The 18,324-nt window shown below is 69.7% G+C and carries 14 protein-coding genes; 8 read left to right on the top strand and 6 right to left on the bottom strand.

Translation table 11 applies throughout. The features are described from left to right. Position 1: 1 nt before the first annotated feature. From CLV01_RS19735 to CLV01_RS19750, 4 genes are all read right to left on the bottom strand, one after another. Positions 2-1,777 (bottom strand): MFS transporter, encoded by a 1,776-nt coding sequence (locus CLV01_RS19735; RefSeq protein ID WP_012206052.1) that lies wholly within the window; start codon positions 1,775-1,777, stop codon positions 2-4. Between the two features lies 1 nt (position 1,778). Further along, positions 1,779-2,327, bottom strand: coding sequence for a TetR/AcrR family transcriptional regulator (locus CLV01_RS19740; RefSeq protein WP_013802028.1), 549 nt, complete (start codon positions 2,325-2,327; stop codon positions 1,779-1,781). Positions 2,328-2,432: 105 nt separating this feature from the next. Beyond that, positions 2,433-3,350, bottom strand: a complete 918-nt coding sequence (locus CLV01_RS19745; RefSeq protein ID WP_099733422.1) for a pseudouridine synthase — start codon at positions 3,348-3,350, stop codon at positions 2,433-2,435. A gap of 12 nt (positions 3,351-3,362) precedes the next feature. Further along, on the bottom strand, positions 3,363-4,106 hold the full coding sequence (locus CLV01_RS19750; protein ID WP_099733421.1) for a GntR family transcriptional regulator: 744 nt from the start codon (positions 4,104-4,106) through the stop codon (positions 3,363-3,365). 138 nt (positions 4,107-4,244) lie between these two features. Between CLV01_RS19750 and CLV01_RS19755 the strand changes: the two genes are divergently transcribed. From CLV01_RS19755 to tsaA, 8 genes are all read left to right on the top strand, one after another. Further along, positions 4,245-5,039 (top strand): SDR family oxidoreductase, encoded by a 795-nt coding sequence (locus tag CLV01_RS19755; protein WP_099733420.1) that lies wholly within the window; start codon positions 4,245-4,247, stop codon positions 5,037-5,039. A gap of 60 nt (positions 5,040-5,099) precedes the next feature. Further along, on the top strand, positions 5,100-6,032 hold the full coding sequence (locus tag CLV01_RS19760) for a 3-keto-5-aminohexanoate cleavage protein (protein WP_043790520.1): 933 nt from the start codon (positions 5,100-5,102) through the stop codon (positions 6,030-6,032). 46 nt (positions 6,033-6,078) lie between these two features. Next, entirely contained in the window at positions 6,079-6,957 is an 879-nt protein-coding gene (locus tag CLV01_RS19765; protein WP_016446247.1) for an SMP-30/gluconolactonase/LRE family protein, read from the top strand. Between the two features lie 121 nt (positions 6,958-7,078). Next, positions 7,079-8,398 carry an MFS transporter gene (locus CLV01_RS19770; RefSeq protein ID WP_071956142.1) on the top strand — a complete coding sequence of 440 codons (1,320 nt, stop codon included), beginning with the start codon at positions 7,079-7,081 and terminating at the stop codon, positions 8,396-8,398. Positions 8,399-8,435: 37 nt separating this feature from the next. Continuing rightward, entirely contained in the window at positions 8,436-9,782 is a 1,347-nt protein-coding gene (locus CLV01_RS19775) for an MFS transporter (RefSeq protein ID WP_013802019.1), read from the top strand. Between the two features lie 148 nt (positions 9,783-9,930). After that, positions 9,931-12,204, top strand: coding sequence for an AsmA family protein (locus CLV01_RS19780; RefSeq protein ID WP_099733419.1), 2,274 nt, complete (start codon positions 9,931-9,933; stop codon positions 12,202-12,204). Between the two features lie 352 nt (positions 12,205-12,556). Beyond that, positions 12,557-12,919 carry a winged helix-turn-helix domain-containing protein gene (locus CLV01_RS19785; protein ID WP_013802017.1) on the top strand — a complete coding sequence of 121 codons (363 nt, stop codon included), beginning with the start codon at positions 12,557-12,559 and terminating at the stop codon, positions 12,917-12,919. After that, positions 12,916-13,416 (top strand): tRNA (N6-threonylcarbamoyladenosine(37)-N6)-methyltransferase TrmO, encoded by a 501-nt coding sequence (tsaA, locus tag CLV01_RS19790; RefSeq protein ID WP_013802016.1) that lies wholly within the window; start codon positions 12,916-12,918, stop codon positions 13,414-13,416. The genes CLV01_RS19785 and tsaA overlap by 4 nt, the downstream gene beginning before the upstream one ends. A 23-nt stretch (positions 13,417-13,439) precedes the next feature. Here tsaA and dnaE read toward each other — a convergent pair whose 3' ends face one another. Together dnaE and CLV01_RS19800 are read right to left on the bottom strand one after the other, a co-directional pair. Next, complete coding sequence (gene dnaE / locus CLV01_RS19795; RefSeq protein ID WP_099733418.1) at positions 13,440-16,826, bottom strand: DNA polymerase III subunit alpha; 3,387 nt, start codon at positions 16,824-16,826, stop codon at positions 13,440-13,442. Next, positions 16,819-18,318 carry a Y-family DNA polymerase gene (locus CLV01_RS19800; RefSeq protein WP_099733417.1) on the bottom strand — a complete coding sequence of 500 codons (1,500 nt, stop codon included), beginning with the start codon at positions 18,316-18,318 and terminating at the stop codon, positions 16,819-16,821. The genes dnaE and CLV01_RS19800 overlap by 8 nt, the downstream gene beginning before the upstream one ends. Positions 18,319-18,324 lie beyond the last annotated feature (6 nt).

Here is an 18,324-nt window from a genome sequence, read left to right on the forward strand (position 1 = left end):
TTCAGGCGCGGGCGACGGGTTGGGTGGGCGGCTGGCCCGGCGCGTCCTGCGGCGCGGCGGCATCGGTGCCGCGCATGGCCGAGGCATCGGCTGCGGCGGCGCGCATGCGCTCCACGAAGGCGCGCTGGCGTGCGCGGCCGGCCAGGGCCAGCATCCACAGCAGGTAGAGCACGGCCACGCCGGCCGTGAGCGCGAACACGTCGTTGTAGGCGCGCACATTGGCCTCGCGGCGTGCGGCCTGCGCCAGCTGGGCCGTGCCCTGGGCCGCGCGCAGGGCCGGGTCGGCAATGACGCGGGCCAGGCTTTGCTGCTGCAGGCGCAGGCGGTCGGCCACGATGGGGTCGGTGGGATCGACATCGGCCACGATGGCGGCCGAATACACCTGCTCGCGGTGCATCTGGTAGGTGCTCAGCAGGGCCGAGCCCATGAGCGCGCCCATGGCCTGCGTCATGGAGATGGTGACGATGGCCGTCAGCATGTAGTGCGCGCCGAACTTCAGGCCCTGCACCACGCCGATCAGCATCAGCGGCCCCATGAACAGGCCCGCGCCCACGGCCATGAGGAACTGGCTGCCGAAGAAGTCCTCGGGCCGGGCCAGGCTGGTGCGGCTGTGGTCCAGCCAGGCCGCCAGCGCGAACAGCACGATGGAGCCCACGATCTGCTTGCCCATGTTCTCCAGCCCGAAGGTCAGCGCCGACACGGCAATGCCTGCGATGGTGCCCAGCAGGATGACGATGAACAGCGGCTGCATCTGGTCCACCGTCATGCCCAGCATGCGCTGCATGCCGATCACGCCATAGGTCTGCTCGGTGGTCAGAAAGCGCAGCAGCAGCGCACCGATCACGAAGCGCACCGTGGGCGCCAGCACGAACCAGCGCGTCTGCAGCATGGGGTTGCGGCGGTGGTGCTCGATGTACAGCGCCACGCTCAGCAGGACGATGGAGCCGATCAGCATCCAGGCCAGCCAGGGCGTGTCCAGCCACCAGTGGTTGTAGCCCTGCACCAGCACGGCGATCAGCAGGCCCACGCCGGGCACCATGAGGAAGAAGGTCAGGAAGTCCAGCCGCTCGAAGCTGCGGATGTGCACGCCCGGCGGCAGCTTGAGCACCACCACGCCCGCGAACGAGATCAGGGCCAGGCCGGCCTCGAACAGATAGAGGTTGTGCCACTCGCTGTTGAACAGCAGGCCCGGCGACAGGATCCAGGCCAGCGGCGTGGCGATCTGCCCCAGGCCCACGCCGATCACCAGCATCTTGAGCACATGCTTGCGCGGCGCGGCCTGCAGCATGTAGAGCGTGCCCAGCGTGCTGCAGGTGGCGCCCGCCAGGCCGCTGGCCGCGCGCAGCATGAGCAGGCTGGTGTAGCTGCCCAGCACCAGGTGCAGCAGCGTCAGCAGCGCATACAGGCCCAGGCCGATCTCGGCGAACAGCCGCATGCCGAACTGCTGGCGGAACTTGTAGACCAGCAGGTTGGCCGTCATGTTGAGCATGACGTAGGCGCCGGTCAGCCAGGCGGCCTCGGAAGACGTCAGCCCCATCTGGCCCTGGATGGTGGGCAGGTTGGCCGTGAACAGTGCATTGCCCAGGCCGCCCGTCAACGCCACCAGCACGGCGATCAGGCCATAGGCGGCGCGCACGGCCGGCTGGTGCAGCGGCATGGACGGCGAGCCCGGCAGGCTGGGCTTTTCATGCTCTTCCCAGTCCGGCGGGGGCTTGAGGTAGACGACGGGGGGCGACGGGGGCAGCACGGGCCCCGGTGGAGTGGGTGTGGTGGCCATGTCAGGCCTTCAGGCCTTGCCAGACGATCTGCAGCGCCTTGCGCGCCAGCGTGCGCCGCTGCTGCGGCGTCTCGCCGCGCAGCGAGGCGCCCAGCATGCCGAAGACCAGGGACAGCTCGGCCTGCGTCAGCGGCTGGCGGCAATGGCCACAGGCCACGGCCCGGTCCATGGCCGGCCGAAAGATCTGCCACATGGCAACGCGGGCCTGGGCGATGACCTCGTCGCCGCGCTCCACCGTGCGCCAGTAATCGGTGATGGGGGCCGAGACCGCAATGCGCTCGGCCAGGCGCGACAGCAGCTTGTAGAAGGCATCGTCATCCTCGGCCATGGCCTCGGCCGCGAGGCGCATGTTGTCCAGCGAACGCTCCAGCAGCGCCAGCATCAGCGCGCGCCGGTCAGGAAACTGCCGGTACAGCGTGGCGCGGCCGACTTCGGCGCGCTCGACCACCAGGTCCAGCGGCGCGGTCACGCCATGCTCGGAAAACACGGCATCGGCCGCGTCCAGCAACTGGGCGCGGCGGATATCGGCACTGGGTCTTTTGGAAGTCATGCGGACAATTATCGGACAAAGTTGTCCGTTAAATGTCCGCAACCGGCCTATCCCATGGCGGGGCCATGGGCAAAAAACCAGCGGTTTCCGGCAGTGGAAAAGCCTCTACAGGTCGGTCAGCAGCAGCAGCTGGCGGCGGCTGTCAAAGCGCCGCGACTGGCCGTCCAGAGGATCGGTGAAGGCCAGGCTGCGCGCCAGCAGCTGCAGCGGGCGCGAGTAGTCGCCCTCGGGCGTGTCATGCACTTCGGGATAGAAGCCGTCGCCCCACAGCGGCAGGCCCAGGGCGGCCATGTGCACGCGCAGCTGGTGGCGCTTGCCGCTTTCGGGCTCCAGCCGGTAGCGTGCCCAGGGGCCGTGCTGCTCCAGCACCTGCATGTGGGTGCGGGTGTTGGGTGTGCCGGCCACCTCGTGCATGCGAAAGAAATGGCCGCTTTCCTCCATGCGGCTTTCATGCGTGCGCGGGAAAACCACGTCCTCGCGCCAGGGGGCCACGGCCTCGTAGGTCTTGTGGATGGCGCGGTCGCGGAACAGCGCCTGGTAGATGCCGCGCGTGGCGCGCTGCACCGAAAACACCACCAGTCCCGCCGTGTCGCGGTCGATGCGGTGGATGGGCGACAGCTCGGGCAGGTCGAACTCGCGCTTGAGCCGCACCAGCAGCGTCTGCTGCAGGTACTTCCCGGCCGGCACCACGGGCAGGAAATGCGGCTTGTCGGCCACCAGCAGATGCGCGTCGCGGTGGATGACCTCGGCCTCGAAGGGAATGGGCGGCTCGGCCTGCAGCTCGCGGTAGTAGTAGTAGCGCAGGCCCGGCGCAAAGGCCGTGCCTGCATCGGCGGCGCGGCCATGCTCGTCCACCACCTCGCGCAGCGCCAGGCGCCGCAGCCAGTCTTCGCGCGCCACGGCCGGCAGGCGCTCGGCCAGAAAATCGATCAGCAACCCGCCGCCCTGGCTGGGCAGCACCACGCAGCTGGGGCTGACGCCGTCGCGTATGGGAAGAACCTTGGGGTCGTGGGCGTTGTGCATGGGGCGGCGATTCTAGCGGCGCAGGACTTCCGGCGCGCCGTCATCCCCACCGCCCGCGGCACCGTCCGCCGTCACCAGCACGCCCGCCGACACGATGTAGTCGGCCGCGCTTTCGATGTCGCCGCGCAGCGCCTCCTTCGCGGCTGGCGCATCGCCGCGCCGCAGGGCCTCGACCAGGCGCGCATGGTGGCCGACCGCCACCTGTTCGCTCACGCGGCGCGAGCCCGAGCGCATGTCGTGGTTGAGGATGGGACCTATGCGCAGCCACAGCGCCTCGATCATCTGCAGCAGCATGGGCATGCCGGCCGCGCTGTAGACGGCGAAGTGGAAATCCTTGTTGAAGGCGATGAGCCGCCCGCCGTCCGGCGCGGCGCTGGCCATCTCGGCCGCAAAGCGGTCCTGCAGGGCGGCGATGCGTTCCAGCTCGGCGGCCGGCAGTTGCCGTGCCGCCTGCTCCGTGGCCAGGCCTTCGAGGTTGACGCGGATGCGCGTGATCTCGCGGAAGGCGCTTTCCGTCATCAACGGCACGCGCAGCGCGCGGTTGGGCGTGAGTTCCAGCGCCTGCTCGGCCACCAGCCGGTGCACGGCCTCGCGCACGGGCATGACGCTGACGCCCAGCGCGCTGGCCGTGGTGCGCAGCGAGATCTGCTCGCCCGGAATCATCTGGCCCGTGATCAGCAATTCCCTGAGCTGTGCATAGACATCGCTGCTGAGGGTCTGCCGTTTGAGTGGGGTGACTAGTTCGTTGATGGCCATGGCGGCGATGGTAGCGCGGCGCCGCCGCTGTCATGCCGCATAGGGTATTCACCATATTTGATCTGTGATCACAGATACAAAATCCAAACCCAACCCGAATCCCTTTCACCTTTGTTTGAGTTCCCAAGGAGTCCCCGCATGTGGAAAAACGATCTTCTGGCCGGCCAGCGCGTCCTGGTGACGGCGGGCGCCGCCGGAATCGGCCTGGAAATCAGCCGCGCCTTTGCCGAGGCCGGCGCGCGCGTCATGGTCTGTGACGTGGCCCAGGCCAGCCTGGATGCGCTGGCTGCCGCCCTGCCCGGCGCCAGCGGCCGTCTTGCCGATGTGTCGGATGCCTTGCAGGTGCAGGCCCTGTTCAAGGCCGTGGACAACGAGTTGGGCGGCCTGGACATCCTCGTCAACAACGCCGGGGTGGCCGGCCCCACGGGCGCGGTGGAGACGCTGGACCTGGCCGACTGGCAGCGCACGCTGGATGTGAACATCACCGGCGCCTTCCTGTGCACGCGGCTGGCCGTGCCCCGGCTCCGGCAATCGGCACGCGAGGGCCGGCAGGCGGTCATCGTCAACCTGTCTTCGGCGGCAGGCCACCTGGGCATGCCGGGCCGCACGGCCTATTCGGCGTCCAAGTGGGCGGTGATCGGCCTGACCAAGTCGCTGGCGCTGGAGCTGGGCGCCGACGGCATCCGGGTGAACGCCATCCTGCCGGGCGCCGTGGACGGCCCGCGCATCCGCGATGTGATTGCCGCCAAGGCGCAGGCGCGCGGCCTGCCGCTGGAGGACGTCACGCGCAGCTACACGCACCAGGCCGCGCTGGGCCGCATGGCCACGGCGCGCGACATTGCCAACATGGCCGTGTTTGCCGCCAGCCCGCTGGCCGGCCATGTCACGGGCCAGGAGCTGGCCGTCGATGGGCTGACACAGGCGCTGAGCTGAGCGCCCTCTCCTCCTCTCCTCCCCTCCTCTCGCCTTTTTCACCGTTCGCAAGGATCTTCCATGGCCACCCGCACAAAAGCCATCATCACCTGCGCGCCCACGGGCGCCATCCACACGCCCAGCATGTCGCCCCACCTGCCGGTGACGGCCGAGCAGATTGCGCGCGCCGCCATCGATGCCGCCGAGGCTGGCGCCGCCATCGTGCACCTGCATGCCCGCGATCCGCGCGACGGGCGCCCCTCGCAGGACCCTGAGCTGTTCCGCCCCTTTCTCAAGGCGATCCGTGCCGAGAGCGATGCCATCGTCAACATCACCACGGGCGGCAGCCCGCACATGACGGTGCCAGAGCGCATGCGGCCCGTGACCGAGTTCCAGCCCGAGCTGGCCTCGCTGAACATGGGCTCGATGAACTTCGGCCTGTTCCCCATGCTGGAGCGCTTCCCGAACCTGGAACACGCCTGGGAACGCGAGCACCTGGAAAACAGCCGCAACCTGGTCTTCAAGAACACCTTTGCCGATATCGAAGGCATCCTGCGGCTGGGCCAGGCCCAGGGCACGCGCTTCGAGTTCGAGTGCTACGACATCAGCCACCTGCACAACCTGGCGCATTTCGTGGACCGGGGGCTGGTGCAGGGGCCCGTGTTCGTGCAGTCGGTGTTCGGCATCCTGGGCGGCATCGGCGGCCACCCGGAGGACCTGATGCACATGCGGCGCACGGCCGACCGCCTGCTGGGCAGCAACTACCAGTGGTCCATCCTGGGCGCCGGGCGCAACCAGCTGCCGCTGGCCACCATGGGCGCGGCCATGGGCTCGCATGTGCGCGTGGGGCTGGAAGACTCTCTGTGGATAGGCCCGGGCCAGCTGGCCACCTCCAGCGCCGAGCAGGTGCGCCGCATCCGCACCGTGCTCGAGGCCCTGAATGTCGACGTCGCCACGCCTGACGAGGCGCGCAGCATGCTGGGCCTCAAGGGTGCGGCCAACGTGGCCTTCTGAATCGCCTTCCCGGGCCAGCCCCCATGCCACCGAACAGGAGACTCCCATGCAGATCGATATCGTCGCCGACCTCAAGACCACGCTGGGCGAAGGCCCGCTGTGGGACGTCGGGCAGCAGCGCCTGTACTGGATAGACAGCTTCGACGGCCGCATCTTCCGCTGCACGGCCGACGGGCGGGAACTGCGCGCCTGGGAAGTCGGCCAGAAGATTGGCTCCATGGCACTGCGCCGCGACGGCCGCTCGGCCCTGGTGGCGCTGCACGGCGGCGTGCACACGCTGGACCTGGAAAGCGGCGAGCTGGAGCTGGTCGTCGCCCCTGAGTCCCACCTTCCCGGCAACCGGCTCAACGACGGCAAGGTGGACCGGCAGGGCCGCTTCGTCTTCGGCTCCATGGACACCCTGGAGGAGCAGCCTTCGGCGCGGCTGTACCGGCTGGACACGGACCTGAGCCTGCATGTGCTGGACGAGGGCATCATCTGCTCGAACGGCCCGTGCTGGAGCCCGGACGGCACGACGCTCTATTTCTCGGACACGTGGAGCGGCGAGATCCGGGCCTACGACTACGACACGGCCACGGGCCATGCCAGCGGCCGCCGGACCTTTGCCCCGGTCGACACCAGCGGTGGTGGCGCGGCCGACGGGGCCACGGTCGATGCCGAAGGCTGCCTGTGGCAGGCCCTGGTGTACGCGGGCCAGCTGGTGCGCTACACGCCGGACGGCCGGGTGGACCGGGTGATAGAGATGCCGGTGCGCAAGGTGACCAGCGTGATGTTCGGCGGGCCCGGGCTCGACACGCTGTACGTCACCTCCATGGGCAAGCCGCCGTTGCCGCGTTTCCCGGGCGACGGCCAGTCCCGTGGCGCGCTGTTTGCCGTCAAGGGGCTGGGCGTGCGTGGCCTGCCCGAGCAGCGCTTCGGCGCCTGAGCGCGGAGCCGGGCATGCAGGCCCGGAGCCTTCGCACCGCAACGCCGCCCGCCCCGCGAAGCGGCGCCTTCATCCACACAACAATGAAACGGCACCCACCGCTGGTGCCCGGGAGACTGTCATGGCCCAGGCCCCGCGCGCTTCGCTGCGCCAGATCCACCGCTATTCATGGGTATCCCTGCTGGTCTGCTGGCTGATCTGGGTACTGAATGCCTATGACCGCGAGATCGTGCTGCGGCTGGGGCCGACCATCTCCCGGCACTTCGGCCTGTCGGCCGACGAATGGGGCACGGTGGCCACCATCGTGATGCTGGCCCTGGCCGTGCTGGACATTCCCGGCGCGATCTGGAGCGACCGCTACGGCGCGGGCTGGAAGCGCGCACGCTTTCAGGTGCCCCTGGTGCTGGGCTATACGGCGCTGTCGTTCGCCTCGGGTTTCAAGGCGCTGAGCGGCAGCCTGGCGGGCTTCGTGGCGCTGCGCGTCGGCGTCAACCTGGGCGCCGGCTGGGGCGAGCCTGTGGGCGTGAGCAACACCGCCGAGTGGTGGCCGGTGGAGCGGCGCGGCTTCGCGCTGGGCGCCCACCACACGGGCTATCCGGTGGGCGCCATGCTCAGCGGCCTGGTCGCCGGCTTTGTGCTGTATGCCTTCGGCGAGGAGAACTGGCGCTATGTGTTCTTTGTCGCGCTGGTCGTCGCCATCCCGCTGATGTGGTTCTGGGCGCGCTACTCCACGCCGCAGAAGATGGAACTGCTGTATGCCGACATCGCCGCCCGGGGCATGACCCCGCCGCAGGCCAGCGTGGCGGCGCAGGTGGAAAAAGGCCAGGCCTGGCGCACCCTGCGCAGCACGCTGGCCAACCGCAGCATCGCCCTGACGGCTGGAAACACCCTGCTCACGCAGGTGGTCTACATGGGCATCAACGTGGTGCTGCCCGCCTACCTCTACAACATCATGGGCCTGTCGCTGGCCGAATCGGCAGGCATGAGCGTGGTGTTCACGCTCACCGGCATCGTGGGCCAGCTGGTCTGGCCGGCCCTGTCGGACGTGATCGGGCGCCGCGTCACCCTGGTGATCTGCGGCCTGTGGATGGCCGCCAGCGTGGGCGCCTTCTACTTCGCCGACACCATGGCCCTGGTCGTGGTGATGCAGCTGCTGTTCGGCCTGGTCGCCAATGCGGTCTGGCCCATCTACTACGCGGTGGCCTCGGACTGCGCCCAGCCCGCGGCCACCTCCACGGCCAACGGAATCATCACCACCGCCATGTTCGTGGGCGGCGGCATCGCGCCCGTGCTGATGGGCAGCCTGATCGCCCTGGGCGGCGGCTGGACCAGCCCCGGCGGCTATGCCCTGTGCTTCCTGGTCATGGCCGGCTGCGCGCTGGGCGGCGTGGCCCTGCAGCTGGGCACGCGCGGCAACGCCGCCTCCACCGCCACCGCCTGACTCCGCTTTCCTCCACCCATCTTTCCAAGGATTTGCCATGGTCCATCACCCATCGCCCTCCCCTGTTCACGCGCCGCCCGCACGGCCGCAGCCTGCCGCCGGCGACAGGCAATCGCTGCTCAACGCCCGCATCTTCCGCAGGCTGATGCCGCTGCTGGTGCTGTCCTATGTGATCAGCTTCATAGACCGCACCAACATCGCGCTGGCCAAGTCGCACATCGAGGTGGACCTGGGCATCTCGGCGGCCGCCTACGGCCTGGGCGCGGGGCTGTTCTTCCTGAGCTATGCGCTGCTGGAAGTGCCCAGCAACCTCATCATGCACAGGGTGGGCGCGCGCTTCTGGATCACTCGCATCATGGTGACCTGGGGCCTGCTGTCGGCCGGCATGGCCTTCATCACCGGAGAGACCTCGTTCTACGTGATGCGCGTGCTGCTGGGCGCGGCCGAGGCGGGGCTGTTCCCCGGCGTGATGCTGTACCTGACCTACTGGTTCGGCCGCGAGGAACGGGCCCGCGCCATCGGCTACTTCCTGCTGGGCGTGTGCATTGCCAACATCCTCAGCGGCCCCGTGGGCGGCGCGCTGCTGCAGATGGACGGCTTCCTGGGCTGGCATGGCTGGCAGTGGATGTTCGTGATCGAGGGCCTGCCCGCCGTGGCCCTGGCCTGGGTGGTCTGGAAGAAGCTGCCAGACGGCCCGGCCAGCGCGCCCTGGCTGACGGCCGCCGAATCGCGCGAGGTACTGCAACGCCTGCAGGCCGAGCAGGACCAGCAGGCCAGCGCCGGCCAGGTGGGCCACTCGCTCCGGGACTGCCTGCGCGACCGCCAGATCTGGCTGGCCATCCTTGTCTACTTCTGCCACCAGATCAGCATCTACACGGTGATCTTCTTCCTGCCGGGCATCATCGGCACCTACGGCCAGCTCTCGCCGCTGCAGATCGGCACGCTCAACTCCGTGCCCTGGATCGCAGCGGCCATCGGTGCGGCCTGGCTGCCGCGCTTTGCCACCCACCCGCAGCGCTGCCGGCGCATGCTGTTGGCGGGCCTGGCCACCATGGCCGCCGGCCTGCTGGTGGCCGCGCTGGCGGGCAAGGCCTCGCCCGCCCTGGGCCTGCTGGGTTTCAGCCTGACGGCGCTGATGTTCTTCGTGGTGCAGTCCGTGGTCTTCCTGTTTCCCGCCTCGCGGCTGGCGGGCGCGGGGCTGGCGGGCGGCATAGCCCTGGTCAATACCTGCGGCCTGGTGGGCGGCTTCATCGGCCCCACGGTGATGGGGATGATCGAACAGGCCACGGGCAGCACGCGCAACGGCCTGTTCATCATGGCGGGCCTGCTGGTGGTGGCCGCCCTGGCATCCACCCGGCTGCGCCAGGGCCAGGAGACGCCGTGATGACGGCCCCTTCCCCGCCGCAGGCCGCGCTGTAGGTCAATCTCCTGTATGCGGGCCTGCCGGCTGCCCGCCAGCGCGTCCCGGGCCTTGGCAAGCGTTTTCATGGCGATAGGATGGACCGAACCCCATTTAGCGGCCCCCCTGCGCCATGACAGACACAGCGACCGACACAGCGAACCACAGCCCCGCCACACCAGCACCCCACCGCCCAGCCCGCCGCCGCTGGCTGCGCGCCCTTTTGTGGACGGTGTCGGCCCTGGTGCTGCTGCTCGCCGCGGTTGTGGTCCTGATCGCCACCTTCGACTGGAACCGGGCCAAGCCCTGGGTCAACGAGCGCGTCAGCGAAAGCACAGGCCGCCACTTCGCCATTGAAGGCGACCTGCGCCTGCGCTGGACCTGGCCCCAGCCCCTGGACCAGGGCTGGCGTCACTGGATTCCTGGCGTCACCGTCCAGGCCGAGCAGTTGACCCTGGGCCAGCCCGAGGGCTGGGAGGTTGAGCAGGAGCCGGCCAAGGGCAGTGCCGAGCTGCCCGCCCTGCCTGCGCCGCCCGACCAGTTGAACAAGGGCCGCCTGCCCGAGGAGAAAGCCAAGGAACAGCCCAAGGGAAAGGCGAAGGACAAGGACGAAGGCAAGGACAAGGACTCGCAGGCCAGCCCTTCCGCGCCCAAGATCGACAGCGACAGCATCGTCCTGGCCGACGAGAAAATGGTCCCACCCCCGCGCGACGCCGACACCATGGCCACGGCCGCGCGCGCCACGGCCAGCCTGCGGCTGTGGCCGCTGCTGGGCCGGCATGTGCTGCTGGACCATCTGCAACTGGAAGGCCCTGACCTGGTCTTTGCCCGGCGCAAGGATGGCAGCAACAACTGGACCTTCAAGCGCCCCGAGCACACAGGGCCGCGCTGGCGTTTTCAGGTAGCGCAATTGAGCCTGCGCGGCGGCCTGGTGGGCTGGAGCGATGGCGTGCGCCAGATGGCGGTGCGCGCACGTCTGGACAGCCTTGTGCAGCCGCCCAGTCCAGACTTTCCGTATGGCATGCGCGTCGGCCTGACCGGCCGCATCGCCAAGGCCACGGTCGAGGCCCAGGGCCTCATCGGCCCCGTGCTGGACCTGCAAAGCGAACAGGCACGCTTTCCCGTGAAGCTGTGGGCCCATGCGGGCAGCCTGCGCGCCCGGGCCGAGGGCATTCTCGACAATCCCAGGGCGCTCAAGGGCATGGACCTGCAGGTGCGCCTGCGCGGCTCCAGCATGGCCGACCTGTTCCCGCTGACGGGTCTGCTGCTGCCGCGCACACCGCCTTTCGACACCAATGGCCATCTGGTCGGCAGCCTGGAGCCGGGGCGCGCCGTCTGGGACTACGAGGAATTCGATGGCCGCGTGGGCCAGAGCGATCTGCGCGGTACGCTGCACTACGCATCGGGCAAGCCGCGCCCCAAGCTCAGCGGCGATCTGGCCTCGCGCAAGCTGCGCCTGGCCGACCTGGGGCCGGTGGTGGGAGCACCGTCCACCAAGCAGGGACAGAAGACCCGGCAGGCGGCCAGCGGCAAGGCCCTGCCCACGCAGCGCTTTGACACCAGCAAATGGAACGCCATGGACATGGATGTGCGCTTCAAGAGCGACCGCATCGAGCGCCCCCAGGCCCTGCCCATCGAGGACTTCAGCGTGCATGCCGTCATGGACAACGGCGTGCTGCGCCTGTCCCCGCTGCGCTTCGGCATGGCCAAGGGCCGGCTGGACATTGAGGCCGTGGTGGACAGCGGTGCCAAGCCGCCCAAGGCCAGCCTCCAGGGCAAGGTGCAGGGGCTGCAGCTGTCGGCCCTGTTCCCCGAGATCGAACTGATGAAGAAAAGCCTGGGCAGCATGGACGGCGCGCTGGGGCTGGAGGGCCGGGGCCAGTCCATTGCCGAATGGCTGGGCACCAGCTCGGGCGACATCCGTCTGTATGTGCGCGATGGCCGCTTCAGCAAGCAGCTCCTGGACCTGGCCGCGCTGAACCTGGGCAGCGTCATCGTCACCAAGCTGTTCGGCGCCGACAAGGAAGTGCAGCTCAACTGCGCCGTTGCCGACCTGACCGTGAAGCAGGGCATTGCGCGCACCCGCAACGTCAAGCTGGCCACGCCCGAGGCCATCATCGAGGCCACCGGACAGATCAGCCTGGCGCAGGAGACCATGGACCTGCGCATCGTGCCCGAGTCGCTGAAGTGGAAGTTCTTCTCGCTGCGCACGCCGCTGTATGTGCGCGGCAGTTTCGCCCAGCCCAAGGTAGGGGTGGAGCCCGGCCCGCTGCTGCTGCGCGCGGGCGCGGCCGTGGCCGCCGCCGTGGTGGCACCCGCCGCCCTGGCGCTGGTGCCGCTGACGGTGCCGGCCGCCGAGGAAGATGCGCAATGCCAGCGCCTGCTGGCAGAAAGCAGCAAGAAGTAAACGCGTGGCCCGGATGCGCGGCAAGCGCCGCGCTGCATTGGCGCAAAAAGGCTAGCAAACCCGGTGGCAATGTGACGAAATAGCGCCGCAGCACACAGGCATCGAGACGCGGCGCCGGCAAGTCAAGAGCCTCGCCAATGCACTCGCAGACGATGCGCAGGCAGCGGGCGCCCTGGCGGCAGCGCCAGCGCGCCGGCCCCGACGGCCCGTGTGCAGGAACGCCCTGCCAGAGCACCCCTTCGCTGTAGCGATCCATGCATTGCGTATTTCCCCTTAGCCCCTGTGACGGCGCAAGCCGTTGATTTCGCTTAACCTTGACGTTCGCTTTTCTCCTGTGCCAAGTCTTTTCCCCATGTCCTCCAAAGTCCAGTTCCGCCTGCGCGTATACAACGACAGCACCATTGCCATCGGTCCCGGCAAGGTGCAGTTGCTCGAAGCCATTGCCGAGGCGGGCTCCATCTCGGCTGCAGCGCGATCGCTGGGCATGTCCTACCGGCGCGCCTGGGTGCTGGTCGACGAGATGAACCGCGCGCTGCAGACGCCGGCCGTCAACACCAGCGCCGGCGGCGCCCATGGCGGCGGCGCATCGCTCACCTCCACGGGCGAAGCCATCGTCAGGCATTACCGCTCCATAGAGACCACGGCGCGCATGGCGGCGGCGGCCGATATCGCCGCGCTGACACGCCTGCTCAATCCCCAGGGAACGAGCGCATGAGCGCGGCCGGTTCCACGGCGCAGGCCGTCGCCTGCCGCCCCATCGGCCATGTGCGCAGCCGCTTCACCGACCCGGTGGGCATGCCCATACAGACGGCGGGCGCGGCCGACGAGGCCGGCCGCGTGGAGCTGCTGCCCGAGTTCGAGGCCGGGCTGCGCGACATCGAAGGCTTTGACTACCTGATCCTCATCACCCACCTGCACCAGGCCGTGGAAAAGCTGGAAGTCGTGCCCTTCATGGACGACAGCAGCCACGGCGTGTTCGCCACGCGCGCCCCGGCGCGGCCCAACCGGCTGGGCCTGTCCATCGTGCGCCTGGTGCGGCGAGAAGGACTGCTGCTGCATTTCCTGGGCAACGACATGCTCGACGGCACGCCCGTGCTCGACATCAAGCCCTACGTGCCCAGGCTGGATGTGCGCCAGACCGAGCGCATAGGCTGGTTCGGCAAGCGTATCGACCAGATGCCCGACATCCGCGCGGACGACCGCATGGCCTGAGCCTGCAGCGGCAGCAACAGCCCTCAGTGGAAATTGCGGCTCGCCACGCCGGCGCCGCCCAGGCGGCCCAGCCAGCGGCTCATGTCACGGGCGCGGTGCACGATGAGATGGCGCACGGCGGGCACCTCCTGGCTGGCCTGCTCTGCAGGCGCTGGCTCGCCGCAGTCCTTGCCGCCGCCCCAATCCGAGCTGCTTTGCCAGATGCCCTCCACCGCCAGCAGCCGCGCGCCCAGCAAGGGCTCGCCCCAGCGCGTGACGGTATCGGGCCAGACCACCAGGTTGACCGTGCCCGTCTCGTCCTCCAGCGTGATGAAGACCGTGCCCTTGGCCGTGGGCGGGCGCTGGCGCACGGTGACGATGCCGCAGGCCCGCACGCGCATGCCCGCCAGCGTGTCGCGCAGCTCCAGCGCCGTGCGCAGCCCGTGGCGGCGCAGGCGGTCACGCAGCAGGGCCAGCGGGTGGCGGCGCAGGCTCAGGCCCGTGGCCGCGTAGTCGAACAGGATTTCCTCGCCCTCGGGCGCGGCGGCCAGTTGCACGGGCGCCTCATGCACAGGCACGCCCGCGAACAGCGGCGGCTGCACCTGCAGGGCCGCTGCATCCCACATCTGCTGGCGGCGGTGGCCTGACAGGCCCTGCAGCGCATCGGCCGCCGCAAGGGCCTGCAGCTCGGCGCGCTGCAGCCGGGCGCGCAGGGCCAGGTCCTCGGTGCTCCTGAACGGCGCCTGCGCGCGGACCTGCGCCACGCGCTCGCCCGAAGTCTTTGGCAACTGCGCCACCATGCACAGTCCCAGGCGCACGGCCGGCTGCGGCAGCTCGACGCCGGCAATGCGCTCGTGCGGCGCCTCCAGCGTGCAGTCCCAGTCGCTGTGGCGCACATCGACGGGCAGCACGCGCACGCCGTGGCGGCGCGCGTCCTGGATCAGCTGCGAGGGGGTGTAGAAACCCATGGGCTGGGCATTGAGCAAGGCCATCAGGAAACAGGCCGGCTCATGGCGCTTGAGCCAGGCGCTGGCATAGGCCAGCATGGCGAAGCTGTAGGCATGGCTTTCTGGGAAGCCGTATTCGCCAAAGCCCAGCATCTGGCGGAAGATGGCCTGGGCAAAATCAGCGCTGTAGCCGTTGGCCAGCATGCCGTCGATCAATGGGCGCTCGAAGCGGTGCACGCCGCCCTTGCGCCGCCAGGCGGCCATGGAGCGGCGCAGCTCGTCGGCATCGCCCGCCGAGAAGTTCGCCGCGATCATGGCGATCTGCATCACCTGCTCCTGGAAGATGGGCACGCCCAGCGTGCGCTTGAGCGCCTTCTCGAGCGCAGGCTTTTCCAGGACCAGCTCGCCACCCTGCCGCCGACGCTCGCGCGCCTGCAGATAGGGATGGACCATGCCGCCCTGTATGGGGCCGGGCCGCACGATGGCGACCTCGACCACCAGGTCGTAGAACTCGCGCGGCTGCAGCCGGGGCAGCATGCTCATCTGCGCCCGGCTCTCGATCTGGAAGGTGCCCACGGTGTCGGCGCGGCAGATCATGTCGTAGGTGGCCGGGTCGTCCTTGGGAATGTCGGCCAGCTCCCAGCGCGGGCCGCGCAGCGCGGCGCGCGCGTGCAGGCTGCCGCGCAGCACGGTGAGCATGCCCAGGGCCAGCACATCGACCTTGAGCAGATTCATGGTGTCCAGGTCGTCCTTGTCCCACTGGATGACCGAGCGGCCCTCCATGGCGGCCGGCTCCACGGGCACCAGCCGCGTCAGCGGCCCGTCGGTCAGCACAAAGCCGCCCACGTGCTGGCTCAGGTGGCGCGGGCTGTCGCGCAGTTGCAGGGCCAGCTCCAGCCACAGCCGCGCACGCTGGGGCGACAGTTGCGGGCAGTCGTCGCCCAGCCGCTCGCGCAGCCGGGCCAGGCGCAGCAGCTTGGAGCGCACCCAGCCCAGGGCGGGGTCATCGGGTTCGGGCTCCGGCTCGGCCGCCTGGTCCTCGGCATCGCTGAACCAGTGGTGCTGCCGGGCCATGGCATCGATCAGCACCGCATCCACGCCCAGGGCCTTGCCCGCGTCGCGCAGTGCGCCACGCGTGCGCCAGCAGCTGACCACGGCCGTCAGCGCCGCACGGCCGCGGCCGTATTTTTCGTAGATGTACTGGATTACGGTCTCGCGCCGCGCGTGCTCGAAGTCCACGTCGATATCTGGGGGTTCGCTGCGCTCGCGGCTGATGAAGCGCGCCATCAGCAGTGTGGTCTTGTTCGGGTCCACGGCCGTGATGCCAAGGCAATAGCAGACGGCCGAGTTCGCGGCCGAACCGCGCCCCTGGCACAGGATGCCTTCGCTGCGCGCATAGCGCACGATGTCGTGCACGGTGAGAAAGTACATCTCGTAGCGGCATTCGGCGATCAGCTCCAGCTCATCCTTCAACTGCTTGGCGACCGATTCGGGAATGCCTTGCGGATAGCGCCCCGCCGCTCCCTGCCAGGTATGCCAGGCCAATGTCTGGCGCGCGTCCATGCCGGGCAGCACGCTTTCCTGCGGATAGTGGTAGCTGATCTCACTGAGCTTGAAATCGCAGCGCGCGGCAATCTGCAAGGTTGCATCCAGCATGGCACGTGGATAGATGCCGCCCAGCCGCAAGCGCGAGCGCAGATGCCGCTCGGCATTGGGGTGCAGCTCGAAGCCGCACTCGGCCACCGTGCAGCCCAGGCGCAGCGCCGTCACCAGGTCCTGCAGCGGCTTGCGCGAGCGCGCATGCATGTGCACGTCGCCGCAGGCCACGCAGGACAGGCCCAGTAACCCTGCCACGTCCTGCAGGCTTTGCAGCCACAGGCTGTCGTCGGGCGCCAGCAGCAGCTCCACGCCCAGCCAGCAGCCCTGCCCCAGCTGCGCCACGGCGGCCTGCACGGCCTCGGCCATGGCGGGCACATCGCCGGGCAAAAGCTGCGCACGCTGCGGCACAACGATGCATTCGCAGCCTTCACGCAGCAGATGCCAGGGGCTGTCGGCATCGACCAGGTACTGGCCCTTTTCGGCACGGGCGCGCGCTGCGCTGATGAATTCGCAGAGGTTGCCCCAGCCGTTCAGATCGCGCGCCAGCGCCACCACGCGCAGCGGCCCCCAGGCGAATTCGCTGCCATGGATCAGGGCCATCTCGCAGTCGCGCGCGGCCTCGAAGGCGCGCACGGCGCCGGCTACCGAGCATTCGTCGGTCAGGGCCAGCGCCTGGTAGCCCAGGGCCTTGGCGCGCTGCACCAGTTGGGCGGGCGAAGAGGCGCCGCGCAGAAAGCTGAAGTTCGACAGGCAGTGCAGCTCCGCATAGCCGGGCAGGCCCGGGCCCGATGCCATGCCGGACACCGGCCCGGTGGCCTGGGGCGGGGGCTGCAGCCGCTGCAGCTGCGGGGGCGGCGGCTCCAGCAGGATGTCCTGTTCAGCCATAGATGCCTTGCGCAAACCAGGCGGCGGGCGACAGCAGGGCCGGCATGCCTGGCAGCCGCTCCGATGCAGGCGTGCGCTCGCGGTAGATCCAGACATGGCCGACGGCCGCGTTGCTCGCCACGAAATAGTCGCGCACAGCCAGCGCCGCATCGGCCTGCGGCTCTCCCCACCAGCCGGCCTCCAGTCGATAGGGGCCGGCCAGCAATTGCAGCGGCCCCTGCCAGCAGGGGCGGCTGCCCTGCAGGAGCAGCGGCTGGGGCGGATCAAGCAGCCAGGGCGGCAGCAGGCCCTGCCAGGGGTTGGCCGCCTTGCGCGCGTGCGCGGGCCGCCGCGGCGCCTGCGGGGTCTGCAAGGCCTCGCAGGCCGGGGTCCAGCGCTGCATGGCCTCGGGCCGGTGGTCCGATTGCAGCTGCGCCACCCGCACGCCCTGCGCACCACGGCGGGCCGAGACGCGCTCCACCCATTCATGCCAGGCCATGCCGCTGGCCGCGTCTGTCGCGCCTGCCGCCTCGCCCAGTGGCGCCGGGCCGGGCGCGGCCGGTGGCAGGCAACTGCCGGCATCGGCCGCGAAAGGCGCGGTGTCCAGCGCCACCAGCTCCAGCATGTCCGCAGGCGCGCGCCAGGGCGTGCGGGCCAGGCGTTCGCGCAGCAGGCGCTCCATGTGCTCCAGCGCCTGGGCGGGCCGGGCCGTGCGGATGTCCAGCGCTTCCCAGGCCGGCAGCTCCGTGCCGTCCACGCGACGCAGATCGTGGTGCCAGCGCAGTTGCAGGCCCAGCACGCCCTGGTGGCGGGCCTGCAGCCAGGCCTGCAGCGCACGCAGCAGGGGCCGGGCGGCCTGCAGCAGGGCCTGGGCGTCGCTGGCCGGATAGCCCAGGTCGGCGCGCAATGCAAAGTGCTCGGGCAGCTCCAGCCAGTCCAGCGCATGGGGGCTGCTGCCATAGGCCTGGTCCAGCGCCAGCAGGGCCGGCAGCCCGATGCGCCGCGCCAGGCCCGCGCGCGGCAGGGCGCGCAGCTCGCCCCAGCGGCGGCAGCCCATGCGCTCCAGGGCCGGCGCATGCGGCTCCAGTGCGGGCAGTGTCCAGATGGGCAGTGCGTCGGCAGGCGGCCAGGGCTGGCGCGAATCCGTACCCTGCATGCGCCAGCGCAGACGCGCCAGCGCCTGCCATGCCGTGGCGCCCCGGGCCCAGGACGGCATCCGGGGGCCGCCCGCCTGGCCATCCTCGGGCTGCTGTTCGCGCAGCGCGCGCAGCAGGCCCAGCAGCATGGCCTGGCGACCGCCCCACAGGCGCTCCACGCTGCCCACCTCCATCAACGCCACAGCCTGCCCTGCCCCGTACCAGAGGGCCACGCGCGGCGTCCAGCGCAGGGCCCACCAGGCCTGCTGCGCGCAGGCACTGCGTTCGCCATCACTGTCGCCGTTGCCCTGGCCATCGCCCTGCGCGACATGCAGCGGCCAGGCAATCCAGTGCAGTGCTTGATTCGGCTGTGCCATGGCATC

The organism is Delftia sp. 60, from assembly GCF_002754395.1.
In the GTDB taxonomy this organism is placed as follows: Bacteria; Pseudomonadota; Gammaproteobacteria; order Burkholderiales; family Burkholderiaceae_C; genus Comamonas; species Comamonas acidovorans.